Here is a 17,027-nt window from a genome sequence, read left to right on the forward strand (position 1 = left end):
TGGCCGGATCGCCGTGTGGGTCGCCGTCCGTTGGGCAGAGGCTGCAAGGAAACGAGAGATGACCACTAGCATCGAGTCCCGTCCGTTGCCACGGCTCAAGCTGCGGTATCGCGAAGAGATCGCGTCGGGCTTGCGCGAACAGTTCCACTACGCGAACGTGATGCAGATCCCGACCGTGGTCAAGGTCGTGGTCAACATGGGCGTTGGCGACGCAGCCCGGGACGCGAAGCTCATCGATGGCGCGCTGCGGGACCTCACGGCGATCACCGGCCAGAAGCCCGCCGTTCGCCGGGCGAAGAAGTCCATCGCGCAGTTCAAGCTGCGGGAGGGCATGCCTATCGGCGCGAAGGTGACCCTGCGTGGCGATCGGATGTGGGAGTTTCTGGACCGCCTTGTCTCGGTCGCGCTCCCGCGTATCCGTGACTTCCGCGGGCTGTCCCCGAAACAGTTCGATGGCTCGGGTAACTACACCTTCGGCGTGATCGAACAGTCAATCTTTCATGAGATCGACATAGACCGTATCGACCGGGTCCGGGGAATGGACATCACGGTCGTCACGACCGCCACGACCGATGACGAGGGCCGTGCGCTGTTGCGCGCGTTGGGCTTCCCTTTCCGGGAGAACTGACGGCCACCGGCGGTGTGACTGTGCTCCGTGAGCGCACCACCGGCGGCCAGAGAGAAGGCATGGCAGGCAGATGGCGAAGAAGGCACTGATTGAAAAGGCGATCCGCAAGCCGAAGTTCGGTGTGCGGGGCTACACCCGTTGCCAGCGCTGCGGCCGGCCGCGGTCGGTCTACCGGGCGTTCGGCCTGTGCCGGGTGTGCCTGCGGCAGATGGCGCACCGCGGCGAGCTTCCCGGGATCACCAAGAGCTCGTGGTAGTGAAAGATTTTCGCATTGTGGTCGGCTGCGGCGCGTTTGTTGCTCTTTTCGCGCCATCGGCGGCCAGCTGTTGGTAGCACGACCTACCGGTAGCGGGACGGGGCGCAGGACGTCCACGTCCGCCGGCGGCCGGCGCACACTACCCACCCGTTCGCGGCAGGCCCCGGCTCGACAGCTGCGGGGAACCGTCGCGAGGAAGGCTTCAGCCCCATGACGATGACAGATCCGATTGCGGACATGCTGACCCGTGTCCGTAATGCCAACCGTGCATACCACGATCAGGTGGTGATGCCGAACAGCAAGATCAAAACGCATATTGCGGAGATCCTCCAGCAGGAGGGTTACATCGCCGGATGGCATGTCGAGGAGCCACCGGACGGCGACGTCGGCGCGTCCCTCGTCGTGGAGCTGAAGTACGGCCCGAACCGGGAGCGCTCCATCGCCGGGGTGAAGCGCATCAGCAAGCCGGGCCTACGGGTCTACGCAAAGGCGACCAACCTGCCCAAGGTGCTCGGCGGTCTTGGTGTGGCGATCATTTCCACGTCATCGGGCCTGCTGACCGACAAACAGGCCAACAAGCGCAGGGTAGGCGGGGAAGTCCTCGCCTACGTCTGGTAAGGGGGCCGCGCGATGTCACGCATCGGACGCCTGCCGATCTCGGTGCCCAGCGGCGTGGATGTCTCCCTGGACGGCCCGGAGATCGTCGTCAAGGGCCCCAAGGGAACTCTCAGCCATTCCGTGGTGGAACCAATCACCGTCAGTGCGCAGGATGGTCAGCTGCTCGTCGTTCGTCCGGACGACGAACGCCGTTCCCGGGCGTTGCACGGCCTGACCCGGTCGCTGGTGGCGAACATGGTCACCGGAGTCACCACCGGATACTCGAAGACGCTTGAGATCGTTGGTGTCGGTTACCGCGTTCAGGCCAAGGGCTCGGATCTGGAGTTCGCGCTCGGCTTCAGTCACCCGGTCGCGGTGAAGGCGCCGGAGGGCATCCGGTTCGAGGTGCAGACACCGACGCGCTTTGTCGTCCACGGGATCGACAAGCAGCAGGTCGGCGAGGTGGCAGCCAAGATCCGTCGGCTCCGCAAGCCAGATCCGTACAAGGGCAAGGGTGTGCGGTATCAGGGCGAGGTCGTCCGCCGCAAGGTCGGCAAGTCCGGGAAGTAGGGGAACGGATCATGGCTGTCAGTGTCAGCGCCCAGCGGCGTTCGGCGAAGCTTCGCCGGCACGTGCGGATTCGCAAGAAGATCACGGGTACATCCGCCCGCCCGCGCCTCGTGGTCACCCGCTCGGCTCGTCACATCTACGCCCAGGTCATCGACGACATCGCCGGCCACACGCTCGTTTCGGCATCCACGCTGGACGCGTCGCTGCGCACTGCGGAGGGTGACAAGACCGCACAGGCGAAGGCTGTCGGGCAGCTTGTCGCCGAACGCGCCCGGCAAGCGGGAATAGGCGCCGTGGTGTTCGATCGTGGTGGTCGGACCTACCATGGCCGGATAGCCGCGCTCGCGGACGCCGCCAGGGAAGGCGGGCTCGAGTTCTGATGCCTTGCCGTAGGACGTGCGGAAGATCAACAGTGCCGCTGGGATTTCGGCCGCTGGCGGCGCGCGAACACTGTGATCGCGTCGCCTTTGGCCCTCTAAACAGGGAGATTTACTGATGCCAGGCCAGCAGCGCCGCGGAGGCGGCTCCGGCGGCTCTGACCGTCGGGAACGCCGCGACCGCCAGGGCGGCGGTCCGGCGCAGGACAAGAACGCCTACATCGAGCGAGTGGTCGCCATCAACCGGGTGGCGAAGGTCGTCAAGGGTGGTCGGCGGTTCAGCTTCACGGCTCTCGTCGTTGTCGGTGACGCGGACGGCACCGTCGGTGTGGGTTATGGCAAGGCCAAAGAGGTGCCGGCCGCCATCGCCAAGGGTGTGGAAGAAGCCAAGAAGCACTTCTTCAAGGTGCCGCGGATCGGCTCGACGATCCCGCACCCGATTCAGGGCGAGGCCGCGGCCGGAGTCGTGCTGCTCAAGCCGGCATCCCCGGGTACCGGTGTCATCGCGGGTGGACCGGTGCGCGCGGTGCTGGAGTGCGCGGGTGTTCACGATGTCCTGTCGAAGTCGCTGGGCTCGTCGAATCCCATCAACATCGTGCACGCCACCGTCTCGGCGCTGCGGGGCCTCATGCGTCCCGAGGAGATCGCGGCACGCCGCGGACTGCCGATCGAGGATGTCGCACCGCCTGCGATGCTGCGGGCGCGGGCGGCCGGGGTCGGTGTGTGATGGCTCGCCTGAAGATCACCCAGATTCGCTCCGGAATCGGTGGGACGCGCAATCAGCGGGAGACCCTGCGGACTCTTGGGCTTCGCCGGATCAGTGCCACCACTGTTCGCGATGACCGCCCGGAAGTACGCGGGATGATTGCGACTGTGACCCATCTCGTCAAGGTCGAGGAGGTGCATGAATGAGCAGCCTGACCAAGGCCTCCGAGCCGGGGACGGCTGACGCTGCCCGTGGTCGTGGTCTCAAGGTCCACCACCTCAGGCCCGCGGCGGGTGCGCACAAGGCCAAGACCCGTGTCGGCCGGGGTGAGGGCTCCAAGGGCAAGACCGCCGGTCGCGGTACGAAGGGCTCGAAGGCGCGCAAGCAGGTTCCGGCCCGTTTCGAGGGCGGCCAGATGCCGTTGCACATGCGCGTGCCCAAGCTCAAGGGGTTCAAGAACCGCTTCCGCAAGGAGTACCAGGTTGTGAATGTCGCCACTCTCGCCGAGCTGTTCCCAGCCGGTGGTGAGATCGGTGTGAACGATCTGGTGGGCGCCGGTGCGGTACGCCGTAACGCGCTCGTGAAGGTCCTGGGCGATGGGGAGATCGCAGTGGCGCTGAACGTGAGCGCTCACGCCTTCTCGACCACGGCCCGGGAGAAGATTCTTGCTGTCGGCGGCAGCGTCGTCGAGCTCTGAGGCACCGCTGCCGCCGGTTCAGACGGCAGCCGGGCACCCGGGCGGCGCGGGGCTGTTTTTCCCATCCGGCGCTGTGTTTCGCGCCGGATGCCCGGCATCCAGCGGCGTTCCCCGAGGATGGCCGGGATGATGATTTGGCCGTCATGTCCCCTGCCGCCGGAGACGGGTCTGCCGGGCGCTCTTCATTGTGCCGCCCGGCGTGACCGCCAGAATGATCGTTTCCGTATCGCTTGCGTCCGCGCGAAGGCTTTGCAAGGATAGATCAGCTCTGTTCCGAATACGCCAAAAAGTCATGAGCCATGTCTCCATGCCCCTGATCCCGGAGGCGGCCGACCGCTATGCCGACTCCGGGCCTGGCCGTGACCCAGGCGCGCTCGGCGTTGTCGTCGGTCCATGTCGGGACGAGTGGACCGTCTCTACTGTTACAGTCGGCACACCGCGCACCGCCGGTCCTATGTTCGGCCAGGACAGTCGTCCGCCGAGTGGGTTTGCCGTGACGATCAGCAGGAGGAGTCGTGCTCACCGCCTTCACACGGGCCTTCCGCACGCCTGACCTGCGTAAGAAGCTGCTCTTTACGTTCGGGATCATCGTTCTGTTCCGGATGGGTAGCGTGCTGCCATCGCCGGGGATCTCAACCGGCGCGATCAACCAGTGCCTGTCCTCCGCGAGCGCCGACAGCCGGAACGTCTACTCGTTGATCAACCTTTTCAGTGGGGGCGCTCTTCTTCAGCTCTCCATCTTCGCCCTGGGGATCATGCCGTACATCACGGCGAGCATCATCATCCAGTTGCTGGTCGTGGTCATTCCGCGCCTCGAGCAGCTGAAGAAGGAAGGCGCCTCCGGCGAGCAGAAGCTCACGCAGTACACCCGTTATCTGACCATCTCCCTGGGGGTTCTGCAGGCGACGGGTATCGTCGCGCTCGCCCGCAGTGGCAACCTCTTCCCCGGTTGTTCCGCGCCGATCATCCCCGACACCAGCCTCTTCCGTATCGCGGTCATCGTTATCACCATGACCGCGGGAACCGCTGTGATCATGTGGCTCGGTGAGTTGATCACTGCTCGTGGTGTTGGTAACGGCATGTCACTGTTGATTTTCACCTCGATCGCGGCCGCGCTGCCGTCTCAGGGGACCCGGATCCTCCAGGTCGCCGGCGGCGTCGTCTTCACCCTCATCTGTCTGCTGGGCCTGGCGATCGTGGTGTTCGTGGTGTTCGTGGAGCAGTCGCAGCGGCGGATCCCGGTGCAGTATGCCAAGCGGCTGATCGGCCGCAGGATGTACGGCGGCACCTCGACCTATCTGCCGATCAAGGTGAACCAGGCGGGGGTTATTCCTGTGATCTTCGCCTCGTCCCTGCTCCAGCTTCCCCAGCTACTCGGGCAGGTCTGGAGTAACAAGACCTTCCAGGATTTTGAGCAGCGCTACCTGGCGCGGGGTGACCACCCGCTGTATCTGATTATCTATGCCGGACTGATCATTTTCTTCACCTACTTCTATGTGGCCATCACTTTCAACCCGACCGAGGTGGCGGACAACATGAAGAAGTACGGCGGTTTCATCCCTGGGATCAGGCCCGGCCGTCCGACCGCTGAGTATCTCGACCGGGTGCTGTCGCGGATCACTCTCCCGGGCTCGCTCTTCCTTGGCGTCATCACGGTCCTGCCACTTGCGCTGCTGAATCTCACCAAACAGCAGCCGTTCCCCTTCGCCGGCACTTCGGTACTGATCATTGTGGGGGTGGGGCTGGAAACCGTGAAACAGATCGAGAGCCAGCTCATGCTCCGCAACTACGAAGGTTTTCTGCGGTAGTGCGCCTCGTACTGGTCGGACCACCGGGCGCTGGTAAGGGCACCCAGGCCGCCTTCATCGCCCAGGCACGGTTGATCCCCAAGATCTCGACGGGAGACATCTTCCGGGCGAACGTCCGGGAGGGCACCGAACTCGGGGTGCTCGCGAAGCAGTTCATGGATGCCGGCGACCTTGTGCCCGATGAGATCACTATCGGGATGGTTCGTAACAGGCTGGCCGAGGAGGACGCGGCCAAGGGTTTCCTCCTCGACGGGTTCCCGCGTAACGTCCCCCAGGCCGAGGTCCTGGGGCAGCTGCTCGAGGGCATGGGAACGCGCTTGGACGTCGTTCTGGAACTCGTCGTCGACGACGATGAGGTGGTGCGGCGCCTGTCCGGGCGGCGGACCTGCCGTAACTGCGGGCACATCTGGCACGTGGACTTCGATCCTCCCGCGGTGGAGGGCATCTGCGATCGGTGCGCTGGTGAGCTGTTCCAGCGTGACGACGACCGCTCTGAGACGGTGCGCCACCGGTTGGAGGTGTATGCCGAGCAGACTTCGCCCCTGGTCGCCTACTACGCCGCGAAAGGCCTGCTGATCGGTCTTGACGCCACCGGGCCGGTGGACAACGTCACTGATCGTGCCCTTGACGCCCTGCGTCACTATGCAAGTTAGAGCGCCCGGCAATAGAGGAGTGGATCAAGGAGCGGGGCTGGGGTGCGTACATCGCAAGGCGGCGGAGGGAGCCACCCTGGTATTGGGTGGTGACCGACGACAACACAGCGAGGTGCGTGCCCCAGCCCCACGACGCCGCGTCCCTATTGCCGATCGCTCTTAGCGCGCCCCTGTTGCCAGGTGATCTCAGGGTGCGGCGTCACGCTGGCTCGTAGGCGGCGCGGCGCCGTCTCGACGGGCAGACTTGGGCGGGCGGCCACACAGTGGGGCCGCGGGTTTGGCTCCTCGTGGCGGAAGGTGGCACGACCAGCAATTTTCCGTCACCGGAGCCCATGAGGGACGCAGGGTGACAGGGTTACCAGAGACACCAGCCGAAGGATTCGCGATCATGATCTCTTCGCGTTTCTGGAGGCCTCAGGCGGACTAGGGATACGGACCGGGGCGACGAGCGTGGCGCGACGAGAGCATGTCCAGATCAAGACCGAAGGCGAGATCGCGAAGATGCGGGTGGCGGGGCTTGTCGTCGCGCGCACCCTGGAGAAGCTGCGTGCGGCCGTCGAACCGGGCATCAGTACCGCTGATCTTGATGCCATCGCCGAGGGCGCGATTCGGGCTGAGGGCGCCATTCCCTCCTTCAAGGGATACCAGGGTTTTCCGGCGACGATCTGCGCATCCGTCAACAACGAGGTCGTGCATGCCATCCCACGGCGTAAGCGGGTACTGCGTGAGGGAGATCTCATCTCCATCGACTGTGGCGCGATCGTGAACGGCTGGCATGGTGACGCCGCGATCACGGTACCGGTCGGCGCGGTCTCGCGCGACATCCTGGACATGACCGAAGCATGTGAGCAGGCGCTGTGGCGGGGTCTGGCGGCGGCGCAGCTCGGGGGCAAGCTCACGGATATCTCGGCGGCGGTGGAGCGTTACGTCCGGCCACTCGGATACGGCATCGTGGACCACTACGGTGGGCATGGGATCGGAACCGAGATGCACCAGCCACCACACATCCTCAACTACGGGCGACCTGGTCGCGGCATCCGGCTGGTTGAAGGGGTCGCGCTGGCGATCGAGCCAATGATCACCATTGGCCGACCGGATACCGCGGTACTCGGCGACGACTGGACGGTGGTCACCACCGACGGCTCGTTTGCGGCCCACACGGAACACACGGTCGCGGTCACTCCGCGGGGTCCCTGGGTGCTGACGGCTCTGGACGGCGGCGCCGCGAAGTTCGCCGAGCTCGGTGTTGCCTGCGGTCAGCCGGCCCAGACCTCCGTTGCCTGATCTCCGTCGTGGATGGCCGCTGATCCGGCTCCGTGGCCGCGTGATGGAGCCAGGTTGGCTCTTGACGGATGGGCAACGTACACTTAGAGGCCGGCGGTTAGTGGGCGTTCGCCTGTGTCCACCGTCGGACACCCGAGGGTAGGACAGCGGAGGACATGCCGAAGAAGGACGGGGCCATCGAGATCGAAGGCCGAGTTGTGGAGCCGCTCCCGAACGCGATGTTCCGGGTAGAGCTCCAGAACGGTCATCGAGTTCTCGCCCACATCAGTGGCAAGATGCGTCAGCACTACATCCGAATCCTTCCGGAGGACCGGGTGGTCGTCGAGCTTTCCCCGTACGACCTGTCCCGGGGTCGGATCGTCTACCGCTACAAGTAAACTCGCCTGGCCGATGGCGATGCGGTCGCTGTTCAGACTGCTCGCCGGAGGCCGAGGGCTCCCAGTCATCCGCACGCGCGCCCCAGCGGCTGCGCAAGGAGGTTCGTGCAGCCGTGAAGGTTAAGCCGAGCGTCAAGAAGATCTGCGACAAGTGCAAAGTGATCCGTCGTCATGGCCGAGTAATGGTCATCTGTGACAATCTGCGCCACAAGCAGCGGCAGGGCTGACGCCTTGGCCCGCTGGCCGGGGAGCGATCTTTCCCGGCGGTGGAGGCGCTGGACGGGTTCGCCAAAGCGTCACCGTGCCGCGTGTCAAGCGGCACTCACCCCCGGTCGGAGGCCGGGGCCCGGCTCGACGGACAGCGTGCCGTCACGGGATGGGGGCGCTCAAGACCTCCGTACAGGAAGGAAATACCTGGTATGGCACGCCTTTCAGGCGTAGACCTCCCGCGGGAGAAGCGGATCGAGGTCGCTCTCACCTACATCTTCGGGATCGGCCGGAGCCGATCGCTGGAGACTCTCGCCGCCACCGGGGTCAATCCGGACACGCGCGTCCGTGATCTTGCTGACGAGGAGGTCGTCAGGCTGCGGGAGTGGATCGACGCGAATTACCGGGTCGAGGGTGACCTGCACCGGGAGGTGCGTCAGGACATCCGCCGGAAGATGGAAATCGGTTGCTACCAGGGCCTGCGGCACCGGCGGAACCTTCCCGTCCACGGGCAGCGGACCCACACCAACGCGCGTACCCGTAAGGGTCCACGCCGCGCCATCGCCGGCAAGAAGAAGGCCGGTAAGAAGTAGTCAGTGACTTCCGGTCGGTGTGACCGCTGTTGGGCACCGCCACCAGGCACTGACCGACGACCTCGCAAACGGAGACCACGAGCACATATGCCGCCAAAGACGCGTGCCGCCGGGATCAAGAAGGTCCGGCGCAAGGAGAAGAAGAACGTCGCGCACGGCCACGCCCACATCAAGAGCACCTTCAACAACACGATCGTGTCGATCACGGACCCCAGCGGAAATGTGATCTCCTGGGCAAGCGCCGGACACGTCGGTTTCAAGGGCTCCCGTAAGTCGACTCCGTTCGCCGCGCAGATGGCGGCGGAGAACGCCGCCCGCAAGGCGCAGGAACACGGGATGCGCAAGGTGGACGTTTTTGTCAAGGGTCCGGGTTCGGGCCGGGAGACGGCGATCCGCTCCCTGCAGGCGGCCGGTCTCGAGGTCGGCGCCATCCAGGACGTGACCCCCACGCCTCACAACGGCTGCCGGCCGCCCAAGCGACGTAGGGTCTGACGGCACATCACGGCCTCCGGTCGCGCGAAGAAAACCATGGTCGCGCCGTCCCCGGTCGCAAAGGAGAGAAGGACAAGCATGGCCCGCTACACCGGCGCGGACTGCAAGCGGTGCCGCCGTGAGAAGACGAAGCTGTTCCTGAAGGGCAGCAAGTGCGAGTCGCCCAAGTGCCCGATCGAGATCCGGCCGTATCCTCCGGGTGAGCATGGCCGCGGTCGCACCAAGGACTCCGAGTACCTGCTGCAGAAGCGTGAGAAGCAGAAGTGCGCGCGTATCTACGGGGTGCTCGAGAAGCAGTTCCGTGGCTACTACGACGAGGCGAACCGTCGTACCGGCAAGACCGGCGACGAGCTGCTGAAGATTCTTGAGTCGAGGCTTGACAATGTCGTCTACCGGGCTGGTTTCGCACCGTCCCGGGACGCTGCCCGCCAGGCTGTGCGGCACGGTCACATCGTGGTGAACGGTGGCAAGGTCGACATCCCGAGTTATCGGGTCAGCGAGAACGACATCGTCGAGATCGCGCCCAAGGCGCGTGAACTGACCCCCTTCATCATCGCCCGGGAGACGGCCGGCCAGCGCACCGTCCCTGCCTGGCTGGAGGTCATCCCGAGCCAGCTCCGGGTGCTGGTTCACTCGTTGCCGGCTCGCCAGGTGATCGACACTCAGGTCCAGGAGCAGCTGATCGTTGAGCTGTACTCCAAGTAGCCTGAAGTTCCGAGTAACGTAAACTTCGACTTTCCTGAAGCTCTCTCGGACCTGTCACCGGAGTTCCCGCCGCGCCTCGATGTGCCGCGGGAGCCCCGGCCGTGGGAGTGACGGGGTGGCTCGGGGATGTCGGACCGGCTGCGATCGTGCTGCCTTCAGCTCGGTCCGTGCCAGAATCGAAGCAGGTATCACGTGGGTGGGGCGGACGGAGGCCCCGCCCATGGGCTCCGTCTGGAGCCGAAGCCGCGGCGTCATATGGCGGTCGCCGCGTTGGGAAGGATGTTAACGATGCTCATTGCACAGCGTCCGACGCTGGCCGAGGAGCCGATCTCCGAGTTCCGCTCCCGGTTTGTCATCGAACCGCTTGAGCCGGGGTTCGGCTACACCCTCGGCAACTCGCTTCGCCGCACTTTGCTGTCCTCTATCCCCGGTGCGGCGGTGACCAGCATCCGTATCGATGGGGTGCTGCACGAATTCTCCACGGTTCCAGGCGTGAAAGAGGACGTCACCGACCTGATCCTGAACCTCAAGGAACTGGTCGTCAGCTCTGAGAACGACGACCCGACCGTGATGTACCTGCGCAAGCAAGGCCCAGGGGTGGTCACGGCGGCGGACATCGCGCCGCCGACCGGTGTCGAGGTGCACAGCTTGGACCTGCAGCTGGCGACTCTCAACGAAAAGGGCAAGCTCGAGATCGAGCTGACCGTCGAGCGAGGGCGTGGCTATGTCAGCGCCACCCAGAACAAGCAGGCGGGCCAGGAGATCGGCCGGATCCCGGTTGACTCGATCTACTCTCCGGTCCTCAAGGTCACCTACAAGGTCGAGGCGACCCGTGTCGAGCAGCGGACCGACTTCGACCGACTGATCGTGGATGTCGAGACCAAGCAGTCGATCTCCCCGCGGGACGCGATGGCCAGCGCGGGCAAGACACTGGTCGGTCTGTTCGGTCTTGCGCAGGAGCTGAACGCCGAGGCGGAGGGCGTTGACATCGGTCCGTCCGCCGCGGACGCGGCCCTGGCCGCGGACCTGGCACTGCCGATCGAGGAGATGGATCTGACGGTCCGCTCCTACAACTGCCTCAAGCGTGAGGGCATCCACACGATCGGCGAACTGGTCTCCCGCAGTGAGGCGGACCTGCTCGACATCCGCAACTTCGGCCAGAAGTCGATCGACGAAGTCAAGACGAAGCTCGCCGGGATGGGTCTGCAGCTGAAGGATTCCCCACCCGGATTCGACCCGCGGCAGGCCGTGGACACCTACGGTACCGACACCTATCACACGTCGTTCAGCGACGCGGCTGACGACGGCGCGGAGTTTGTCGAGACCGAGCAGTACTAGACATTTATTGATCTTCGCTTTGTTCGATCGCTGAAACCAGGTACCCGGCTCGGCGCGAAGCGGCGGGCCGGGGCGTGGCAGGCGTCCTGAGTGGCGGCCCACCGCGGATCTCGGGGGTCGGATGATCGCGGCGAGGCGCGGTTGTATCTTGTTGGAGCGCGGTCGCCGAAAGGAACGAGGAGCACTGTCATGCCCACGCCTACCAAGGGCCCCCGGCTCGGTGGCAGTCCCGCACACGAGCGGCTGTTGCTGGCCAACCTCGCCACCGCGCTGTTCGAGCACGGCGGCATCACCACGACCGAGACCAAGGCCAAGCGCCTTCGCCCGTACGCCGAGCGGCTGGTGACCTTTGCCAAGCGCGGCGATCTGGACTCGCGCCGCCGCGTGCTGCGAGTGGTTCGCGACAAGTCCGTCGTGCACGTACTGTTCACCGAGATCGGTCCACGTTATGCCAACCGTGACGGCGGTTACACCCGCATCGTGAAGTTGGGGCCACGCAAGGGTGACAACGCACCGTTGGCGCGTATCGAGCTCGTCGAGGCCATGACCGTCGCTCAGGAGGCGGTGAGCGAGGCCGAGCGGGCCCGCGGCAGCCGCTTCATCCCCCGGCGGCGACCGACCGGCGCGACCGCGGAGGCCGCCGCGGATCTCGCGAAGGAGTCGCCGACCGCGGCTGCGGTGGCCGCCGAGGCCGCCGAGGCCGCCGTCGAGCAGGTGGAGGCCATCGCGAGCGATGACGACGCGGCTGTCAGCGACGCGGCTGTCAATGGCGGGGCCGTCGATGACGAGCCCGGCACGCCCAGGACCGAGTAGCGACTCTCGGGACCGCTGGGTGCGCGATAAAGGCCGTATCGTGTGCCCGGCCGTCCGCTGTGTCCGTAGGACGCCCGTTTTGCGTGAGCCCACCATCCATTAGAGGATGGTGGGCTTCGTGTTTCGTATCACAGCATGATCCTGGTGATTCCCGATGTCCTCCCCACCACTTCGCATCCGGCGGGACGATGTGATCCAATATGTGATCCGGAAATGTCCGGCCGGAATCGTCGGGGCGCCGTGAAAGCCTCCGACGGCCTGCAGCGCCTGCGCCTCGACCTGGCCTACGACGGGACGTTGTTCGCGGGCTGGGCGCGTCAGCCCGGACGGCGGACTGTGCAGGGTGACGTGGAGGATGCCCTGATGCGGGTGACGCGGTTGCCCGCGGTCCGGCTCACGGTTGCTGGGCGTACCGACGCGGGTGTCCATGCGCGCGGCCAGGTGGCCCACGTTGACATCCCGGATGATGTCCCGCTTGGCGGGCTCGCCCGCAGGCTCAACGGCGTACTGGACCGATCCGTGCGGATCACAGGTCTGGCACCGGCGTCGCGGGGGTTCGATGCCCGCTTCTCGGCGTTATCACGACGCTACGCCTATCGGATCGGGGACGCGCCGTACGGCGTCGACCCGCTGCGCCGGCACGACACGTTGGCCTGGCCGCGTCCGCTGGACGCCGAGCGGATGCGGCACGCCGCCATCCCGCTGCTGGGTGAGCACGACTTCGGCGCGTTCTGCCGGCGGCGGGAGGGCGCGACCACAGTGCGGACGCTGCTGCGTCTCGACGTGGCGCGGGTCCACGACGGAGTGGTGACGGCGGACGTGGAGGCGGACGCCTTCTGCCACTCGATGGTCAGGGCACTGGTGGGGGCGCTGCTCGCGGTGGGGGAGGGACGCCGTCCCCGGGAGTGGGTCGCGCGGGTTCTCGTGCGGGGTGTCCGCGACTCGGCGGTGACCGTGGTCGCGCCGCACGGCCTCACCCTTGTCGAGGTGCGCTACCCTCCCGATACCGATCTTGCCGCACGCGCGGCGGTGACCCGTGCCGTGCGGGTTCCCACCACGTCGTCAGGCTGACCGCTCGGTTGCCGGTTGCCGGTCACCGTGGTCCGTGACCGGTGAGAGTGCGTCGAGAGATTGGCTCGCTGGCGAGTACCGCAAGATCCCGGCGGGCGGCACCCAGCGCCGGATCGCTGCTGGCTCCCTGGCTACCGTCGGTGTAGGCGAGCTGAAGAACGATCAGATAATGGCCGCTGACTGGCGCGGTCCGCCAGGAATTGTCGCCCGTCGGGTTCGTGACCAGCGCGCCTGGCAGCGCCTCCGGCGGCACGGCCAGGGCTGTTATGCCGCCTCTCCCAGCGATGATCAGGTTTGCCGCGTTCTGGGCGGTGCTCGTCTCATCCACAGCGAGGACGGACACCGCCCCCAGTACCCGGCGCCCGGATGCATCCGGTCCGCCCAGGTACACCGCGTGGACGAGCTGGCGGCAGCGGTCACCGGACAACGCGGTGGTGAGCTCGCCGGTGAGCCCCGGGCAGCCGGACTCCAGCCGGTAGGCGAGGCGCTGGTAGGAGCGAAGATCGAAAGTGCTGCTCTCGGCGTTGAAGAACTCGTTGACTGTGATCGGATCGGCATCCGTCCGCACGCTGTCGATGACACCGGGGCCGACCGCTTCCGGGCTCGGCGCCGCCACCCGCGCGGCGTGTTGGTTGTTGTCGCGGCTGTCATGTTTTGCCACGACGGTGACCGAGGCGATCACCAGCGCCGCCACGGCGCTCGCCATCGTGATCAGCCTGATGATGTAGCCCCGGGTCACGGGCGGAACAGCGGGCGCAACAGCGGGCGGGTCGTGGCGCGCGTGATCCGGTGCGGCCGGCGCTATGCCGTCAGTCGCCGTGACCGATTCGACCGGCGGCGACGATTCGGCCGGCGCCGCTCCAGCACGGTCATCGGGAGGCGGCGCGAGCGCGCTCTCCACGGGAATCGGTTCCGCGTCGCCCACGTTCAGGTCGCTCGGTCCCGGATCGTCCAGCCCTGGAAGGGCAGCGCCCGCGTCAGGCGTCCACGCGGGTCTCCTGATCGACGGCGGCAATCCGTACAGCGGGCCGAACAGCGGGTCATCCATGGCCGGGAGCCACGGATCGGCGGCATGCCCGAAGGAGTCCCCCGAAACGCCGGGTGAGCGCTCTGGCGGTTTTTCGTCCACCTCCCGCAGACTACGGTGTGCCTGGTAGATCTTCACGGATGCCGATGAGCCTGGCGACCTCGCCGACCGTCGGCGTCATTCGCCTGGTAACCTTAAGGACCAGCCGGCCAAGGGTGATGTGATCATGGTTTTCACGTCATCGGCGGCCTGGAGGGGCCTGAGCTTCCTGGCGGGTTGTGAGAGCTACACGCCAAGCTGTGTGAGCGGCCCAAAGGCACAATGAGATGCATCCGCTGACAAAGAAAAGGCAGACCTGTGCGCACGTACCAGCCCAAGCCCACGGACGTCCAGCAGGCCTGGCATGTCATCGATGCCACGGACGTGGTGCTCGGCAGGCTGGCCAGCCAGGCCGCTCAGCTGCTGCGCGGCAAGCACAAGCCGACATTCGCGCCGCACATCGACACCGGTGACTTTGTCATCATCGTGAACGCGGGCAAGGTTGCCCTGAGCGGTAACAAGCGGGAGCAGGCCCAGTACCACCGCCACTCCGGCTATCCTGGCGGCCTGCGTAGCACCCCCTATGGGTCACTGCTCGACACGCGGCCCCAGCTCATCGTCGAGAAGGCCATCAAGGGCATGCTGCCGAAGAACAAGCTCGGCAGGGCGCAGGGGACCAAGCTCAAGGTCTATGCCGGGTCGACCCATCCCCACCAGGCTCAGCAGCCCCACCCATTCGCAATCACCCAGGTCGCGCAGTAAGAGCGACCGGCAGGAGGGGACGCGGCATCGCGAGGTTGAGCACACGCCTCGTGTCGTTGCCGTCGGTCGCCATCCAAGGCCAGGGTGACTCCCTCCGCCGCCTCGTGATACACGTACCTCAATCCCGCTCCTTGATCCACGCCCCTATTGCCGGGCGCTCTAAGCCGCGGGCCATCTGACCAGGAAGGGACAGACGACGTGGCTGTCGTGACCGACGCCCAGGGCAACCCTCGCGCCACCGGTCGGCGCAAGGAGGCTGTTGTCCGGGTACGCCTCCTGCCGGGCACCGGCAAGTGGACCCTCAACGGGCGCTCCCTGGAGGAGTATTTCCCTAACAAGGTCCACCAGCAGCTTGTCAACGAGCCGCTCAAGGCGCTGGACCGAACCGAGTCCTATGATGTGGCGGCGCGGCTGCATGGCGGCGGTGTTTCCGGCCAGGCGGGCGCTCTTCGGCTTGCGCTCGCGCGGGCGCTGACTCTCGCGGAGGAGGAATCTCGCCCGATTCTGAAGAAGGCGGGCTTCCTGACGCGTGACGCGCGGGTCAAGGAACGCAAGAAGTACGGCCTCAAGAAGGCCCGGAAGGCACCCCAGTACAGCAAGCGCTGACGCGTTGGCTTCGCGGGATCTTGCAGTGGCGAGGCTCTTCGGTACGGATGGTGTGCGCGGGGTCGCCAATGCCGACCTCACCGCCGAGCTGGCGTTGGCATTGTCGGCCGCAGCCGTCGGGGTGCTCGCTGAGCATCATGCCGCCGGCCGCGGGCATCCGACTGTGGTCGTGGGCCGCGACACGCGGCCATCCGGGGAGTTCCTGGAAGCCGCCGTCGTCGCTGGTCTTGCGTCGGCTGGCGCGGACGTCCTGCGGATCGGTGTCGTGCCCACACCGGCGGTGGCGCACGCGGTGATCGGCGCGGGCGCGGCCCTCGGGGTGATGCTCTCGGCGAGCCACAACCCCATGCCGGACAACGGCATCAAGCTGTTCGCGGCCGGGGGCTACAAACTCCCGGACGAGATCGAGGACGAGATCGCCGGCCGTCTCGCCACCCCCGCGTCGGACCGTCCCACCGGGGCGGCGATCGGGCGGGTCCGCGACGATACGGCACTTGTGGAGAGCTACACGGACTTTCTGCTGGCGACTGTTCCCGCCCCGCTGACCGGTCTTCGGGTCGTGGTCGACTGTGCGCAGGGAGCCGCGTCGGTGTTGGCGCCACACGTGTTGCGTGCCGCTGGTGCTGACGTGATTCCCCTGCATGCGGACGGGGACGGCATCCGGATCAACGACGGCTGCGGCGCGACCCAGCTGGACTCCCTGCGGGCCGCCGTGCTTGCGCACGGTGCCGACGCCGGTATCGCGCATGACGGGGACGCTGATCGCTGCCTCGCCGTCGACGCCAATGGCGAGGTCGTCGACGGCGATCAGATCCTTGCGCTGTGCGCACTTGCGCTGCGTGAACGCGGTGATCTTGTCGACGACACTGTCGTGGTGACGGTGATGTCCAACCTCGGCCTGCATCATGCGATGCGGGACGCCGGTATCAACGTGATCGCGACACCCGTCGGTGACCGCTACGTACTGGAGGCCATGCGCGAGCGGGCATTGTCCCTCGGCGGGGAGCAGAGCGGGCACGTCGTCTTTCTCGGGCACGCGACGACCGGGGACGGCTTGCTCACGGCGTTGCAGGTGTTGGGCCGGATGGCCGAGACCGACCGCCCACTGGCGGAGCTGGCGAAGGTCATGACAAGGCTGCCACAGGTGCTGGTGAACGTCCGGGGCGTCGACCGCTCCAAGGTTTCCACATCACCGGCACTTGCCGCGGCCGTGGCGGCCGCAGAGGCCGAGCTGGGCGATGAAGGCCGGGTGCTGTTGCGTTCGTCAGGCACGGAGCCGCTGGTGCGGGTCATGGTGGAGGCTCCGAGCACCGCCCAGGCGACAGCGATCGCCGCTCGCCTGTCCGCGGTCGTCGAGAGCGCCCTCGCGTAGGGCGTCCGGCACCAGGGGACGCGGCGTCGCGGGGCTGGGGCGCGCCTTA

Annotated in this window: 23 protein-coding genes; 22 read left to right on the forward strand and 1 reads right to left on the reverse strand. The window is 66.3% G+C overall.

All coding sequences use genetic code 11. From position 1 onward, the window contains the following. Positions 1 to 58 precede the first annotated feature (58 nt). From rplE to truA, 19 genes are all read left to right on the forward strand, one after another. Positions 59 to 628 carry a 50S ribosomal protein L5 gene (rplE, locus tag MJ797_RS06255; protein ID WP_239310556.1) on the forward strand — a complete coding sequence of 190 codons (570 nt, stop codon included), beginning with the start codon at positions 59 to 61 and terminating at the stop codon, positions 626 to 628. A 70-nt stretch (positions 629 to 698) separates the two neighbouring features. Continuing rightward, complete coding sequence (locus MJ797_RS06260) at positions 699 to 884, forward strand: type Z 30S ribosomal protein S14 (protein ID WP_239310557.1); 186 nt, start codon at positions 699 to 701, stop codon at positions 882 to 884. A gap of 210 nt (positions 885 to 1,094) precedes the next feature. Further along, positions 1,095 to 1,502 carry a 30S ribosomal protein S8 gene (gene rpsH / locus MJ797_RS06265; protein WP_239310558.1) on the forward strand — a complete coding sequence of 136 codons (408 nt, stop codon included), beginning with the start codon at positions 1,095 to 1,097 and terminating at the stop codon, positions 1,500 to 1,502. Between the two features lie 12 nt (positions 1,503 to 1,514). Further along, positions 1,515 to 2,051 (forward strand): 50S ribosomal protein L6, encoded by a 537-nt coding sequence (gene rplF, locus MJ797_RS06270; RefSeq protein WP_239332727.1) that lies wholly within the window; start codon positions 1,515 to 1,517, stop codon positions 2,049 to 2,051. 11 nt (positions 2,052 to 2,062) lie between these two features. Then, positions 2,063 to 2,431, forward strand: coding sequence for a 50S ribosomal protein L18 (rplR, locus tag MJ797_RS06275; RefSeq protein ID WP_239310560.1), 369 nt, complete (start codon positions 2,063 to 2,065; stop codon positions 2,429 to 2,431). 115 nt (positions 2,432 to 2,546) lie between these two features. Beyond that, the gene (rpsE, locus tag MJ797_RS06280) at positions 2,547 to 3,155 is read left to right on the forward strand and encodes a 30S ribosomal protein S5 (RefSeq protein ID WP_239310561.1); all 609 of its coding nucleotides are present in this window, start codon (positions 2,547 to 2,549) and stop codon (positions 3,153 to 3,155) included. Continuing rightward, a complete protein-coding gene (rpmD, locus tag MJ797_RS06285) occupies positions 3,155 to 3,340 on the forward strand; it encodes a 50S ribosomal protein L30 (protein ID WP_239332729.1) in 186 nt (61 codons plus the stop codon). Before rpsE ends, rpmD begins: the two co-directional genes overlap by 1 nt. After that, positions 3,337 to 3,831 carry a 50S ribosomal protein L15 gene (gene rplO / locus MJ797_RS06290; protein WP_239310562.1) on the forward strand — a complete coding sequence of 165 codons (495 nt, stop codon included), beginning with the start codon at positions 3,337 to 3,339 and terminating at the stop codon, positions 3,829 to 3,831. The genes rpmD and rplO overlap by 4 nt, the downstream gene beginning before the upstream one ends. A gap of 515 nt (positions 3,832 to 4,346) precedes the next feature. After that, a complete protein-coding gene (gene secY, locus MJ797_RS06295) occupies positions 4,347 to 5,639 on the forward strand; it encodes a preprotein translocase subunit SecY (RefSeq protein WP_239310563.1) in 1,293 nt (430 codons plus the stop codon). Continuing rightward, positions 5,639 to 6,292 carry an adenylate kinase gene (locus MJ797_RS06300; RefSeq protein ID WP_239332731.1) on the forward strand — a complete coding sequence of 218 codons (654 nt, stop codon included), beginning with the start codon at positions 5,639 to 5,641 and terminating at the stop codon, positions 6,290 to 6,292. Before secY ends, MJ797_RS06300 begins: the two co-directional genes overlap by 1 nt. Before the next feature lie 450 nt (positions 6,293 to 6,742). Next, entirely contained in the window at positions 6,743 to 7,576 is an 834-nt protein-coding gene (gene map / locus MJ797_RS06305) for a type I methionyl aminopeptidase (protein ID WP_239332733.1), read from the forward strand. Between the two features lie 155 nt (positions 7,577 to 7,731). Beyond that, positions 7,732 to 7,953 (forward strand): translation initiation factor IF-1, encoded by a 222-nt coding sequence (infA, locus tag MJ797_RS06310; protein ID WP_006541558.1) that lies wholly within the window; start codon positions 7,732 to 7,734, stop codon positions 7,951 to 7,953. Between the two features lie 113 nt (positions 7,954 to 8,066). Then, the gene (gene rpmJ / locus MJ797_RS06315; protein WP_003956441.1) at positions 8,067 to 8,180 is read left to right on the forward strand and encodes a 50S ribosomal protein L36; all 114 of its coding nucleotides are present in this window, start codon (positions 8,067 to 8,069) and stop codon (positions 8,178 to 8,180) included. Between the two features lie 192 nt (positions 8,181 to 8,372). Beyond that, positions 8,373 to 8,753, forward strand: coding sequence for a 30S ribosomal protein S13 (gene rpsM / locus MJ797_RS06320; RefSeq protein WP_131748469.1), 381 nt, complete (start codon positions 8,373 to 8,375; stop codon positions 8,751 to 8,753). A gap of 87 nt (positions 8,754 to 8,840) precedes the next feature. Continuing rightward, positions 8,841 to 9,245 (forward strand): 30S ribosomal protein S11, encoded by a 405-nt coding sequence (gene rpsK, locus MJ797_RS06325; protein ID WP_013875088.1) that lies wholly within the window; start codon positions 8,841 to 8,843, stop codon positions 9,243 to 9,245. 78 nt (positions 9,246 to 9,323) lie between these two features. Further along, the gene (gene rpsD / locus MJ797_RS06330) at positions 9,324 to 9,950 is read left to right on the forward strand and encodes a 30S ribosomal protein S4 (RefSeq protein ID WP_239311800.1); all 627 of its coding nucleotides are present in this window, start codon (positions 9,324 to 9,326) and stop codon (positions 9,948 to 9,950) included. A gap of 288 nt (positions 9,951 to 10,238) precedes the next feature. Further along, the gene (locus tag MJ797_RS06335; protein WP_239311802.1) at positions 10,239 to 11,288 is read left to right on the forward strand and encodes a DNA-directed RNA polymerase subunit alpha; all 1,050 of its coding nucleotides are present in this window, start codon (positions 10,239 to 10,241) and stop codon (positions 11,286 to 11,288) included. A 189-nt stretch (positions 11,289 to 11,477) separates the two neighbouring features. Further along, entirely contained in the window at positions 11,478 to 12,101 is a 624-nt protein-coding gene (rplQ, locus tag MJ797_RS06340; RefSeq protein WP_239332735.1) for a 50S ribosomal protein L17, read from the forward strand. Between the two features lie 213 nt (positions 12,102 to 12,314). Continuing rightward, entirely contained in the window at positions 12,315 to 13,172 is an 858-nt protein-coding gene (gene truA, locus MJ797_RS06345) for a tRNA pseudouridine(38-40) synthase TruA (protein WP_374581567.1), read from the forward strand. Positions 13,173 to 13,194: 22 nt separating this feature from the next. Here truA and MJ797_RS06350 read toward each other — a convergent pair whose 3' ends face one another. Beyond that, positions 13,195 to 14,301 (reverse strand): hypothetical protein, encoded by a 1,107-nt coding sequence (locus MJ797_RS06350; RefSeq protein WP_239332739.1) that lies wholly within the window; start codon positions 14,299 to 14,301, stop codon positions 13,195 to 13,197. A gap of 255 nt (positions 14,302 to 14,556) precedes the next feature. Here MJ797_RS06350 and rplM point away from each other — a divergent pair, with 255 nt between their 5' ends. The 3 genes from rplM (at position 14,557) to glmM (ending at position 16,978) form a co-directional block, all read left to right on the forward strand. Further along, the gene (gene rplM, locus MJ797_RS06355) at positions 14,557 to 15,000 is read left to right on the forward strand and encodes a 50S ribosomal protein L13 (RefSeq protein WP_239332741.1); all 444 of its coding nucleotides are present in this window, start codon (positions 14,557 to 14,559) and stop codon (positions 14,998 to 15,000) included. Positions 15,001 to 15,198: 198 nt separating this feature from the next. Next, positions 15,199 to 15,606, forward strand: coding sequence for a 30S ribosomal protein S9 (rpsI, locus tag MJ797_RS06360; RefSeq protein ID WP_239311812.1), 408 nt, complete (start codon positions 15,199 to 15,201; stop codon positions 15,604 to 15,606). A gap of 25 nt (positions 15,607 to 15,631) precedes the next feature. Next, positions 15,632 to 16,978 (forward strand): phosphoglucosamine mutase, encoded by a 1,347-nt coding sequence (gene glmM / locus MJ797_RS06365; RefSeq protein WP_239332743.1) that lies wholly within the window; start codon positions 15,632 to 15,634, stop codon positions 16,976 to 16,978. The last annotated feature ends 49 nt before the right edge of the window (positions 16,979 to 17,027 follow it).

The sequence above is a fragment of the Protofrankia sp. CiP3 genome (assembly GCF_917627345.1).
Classification (GTDB): domain Bacteria; phylum Actinomycetota; class Actinomycetes; order Frankiales; family Frankiaceae; genus Protofrankia.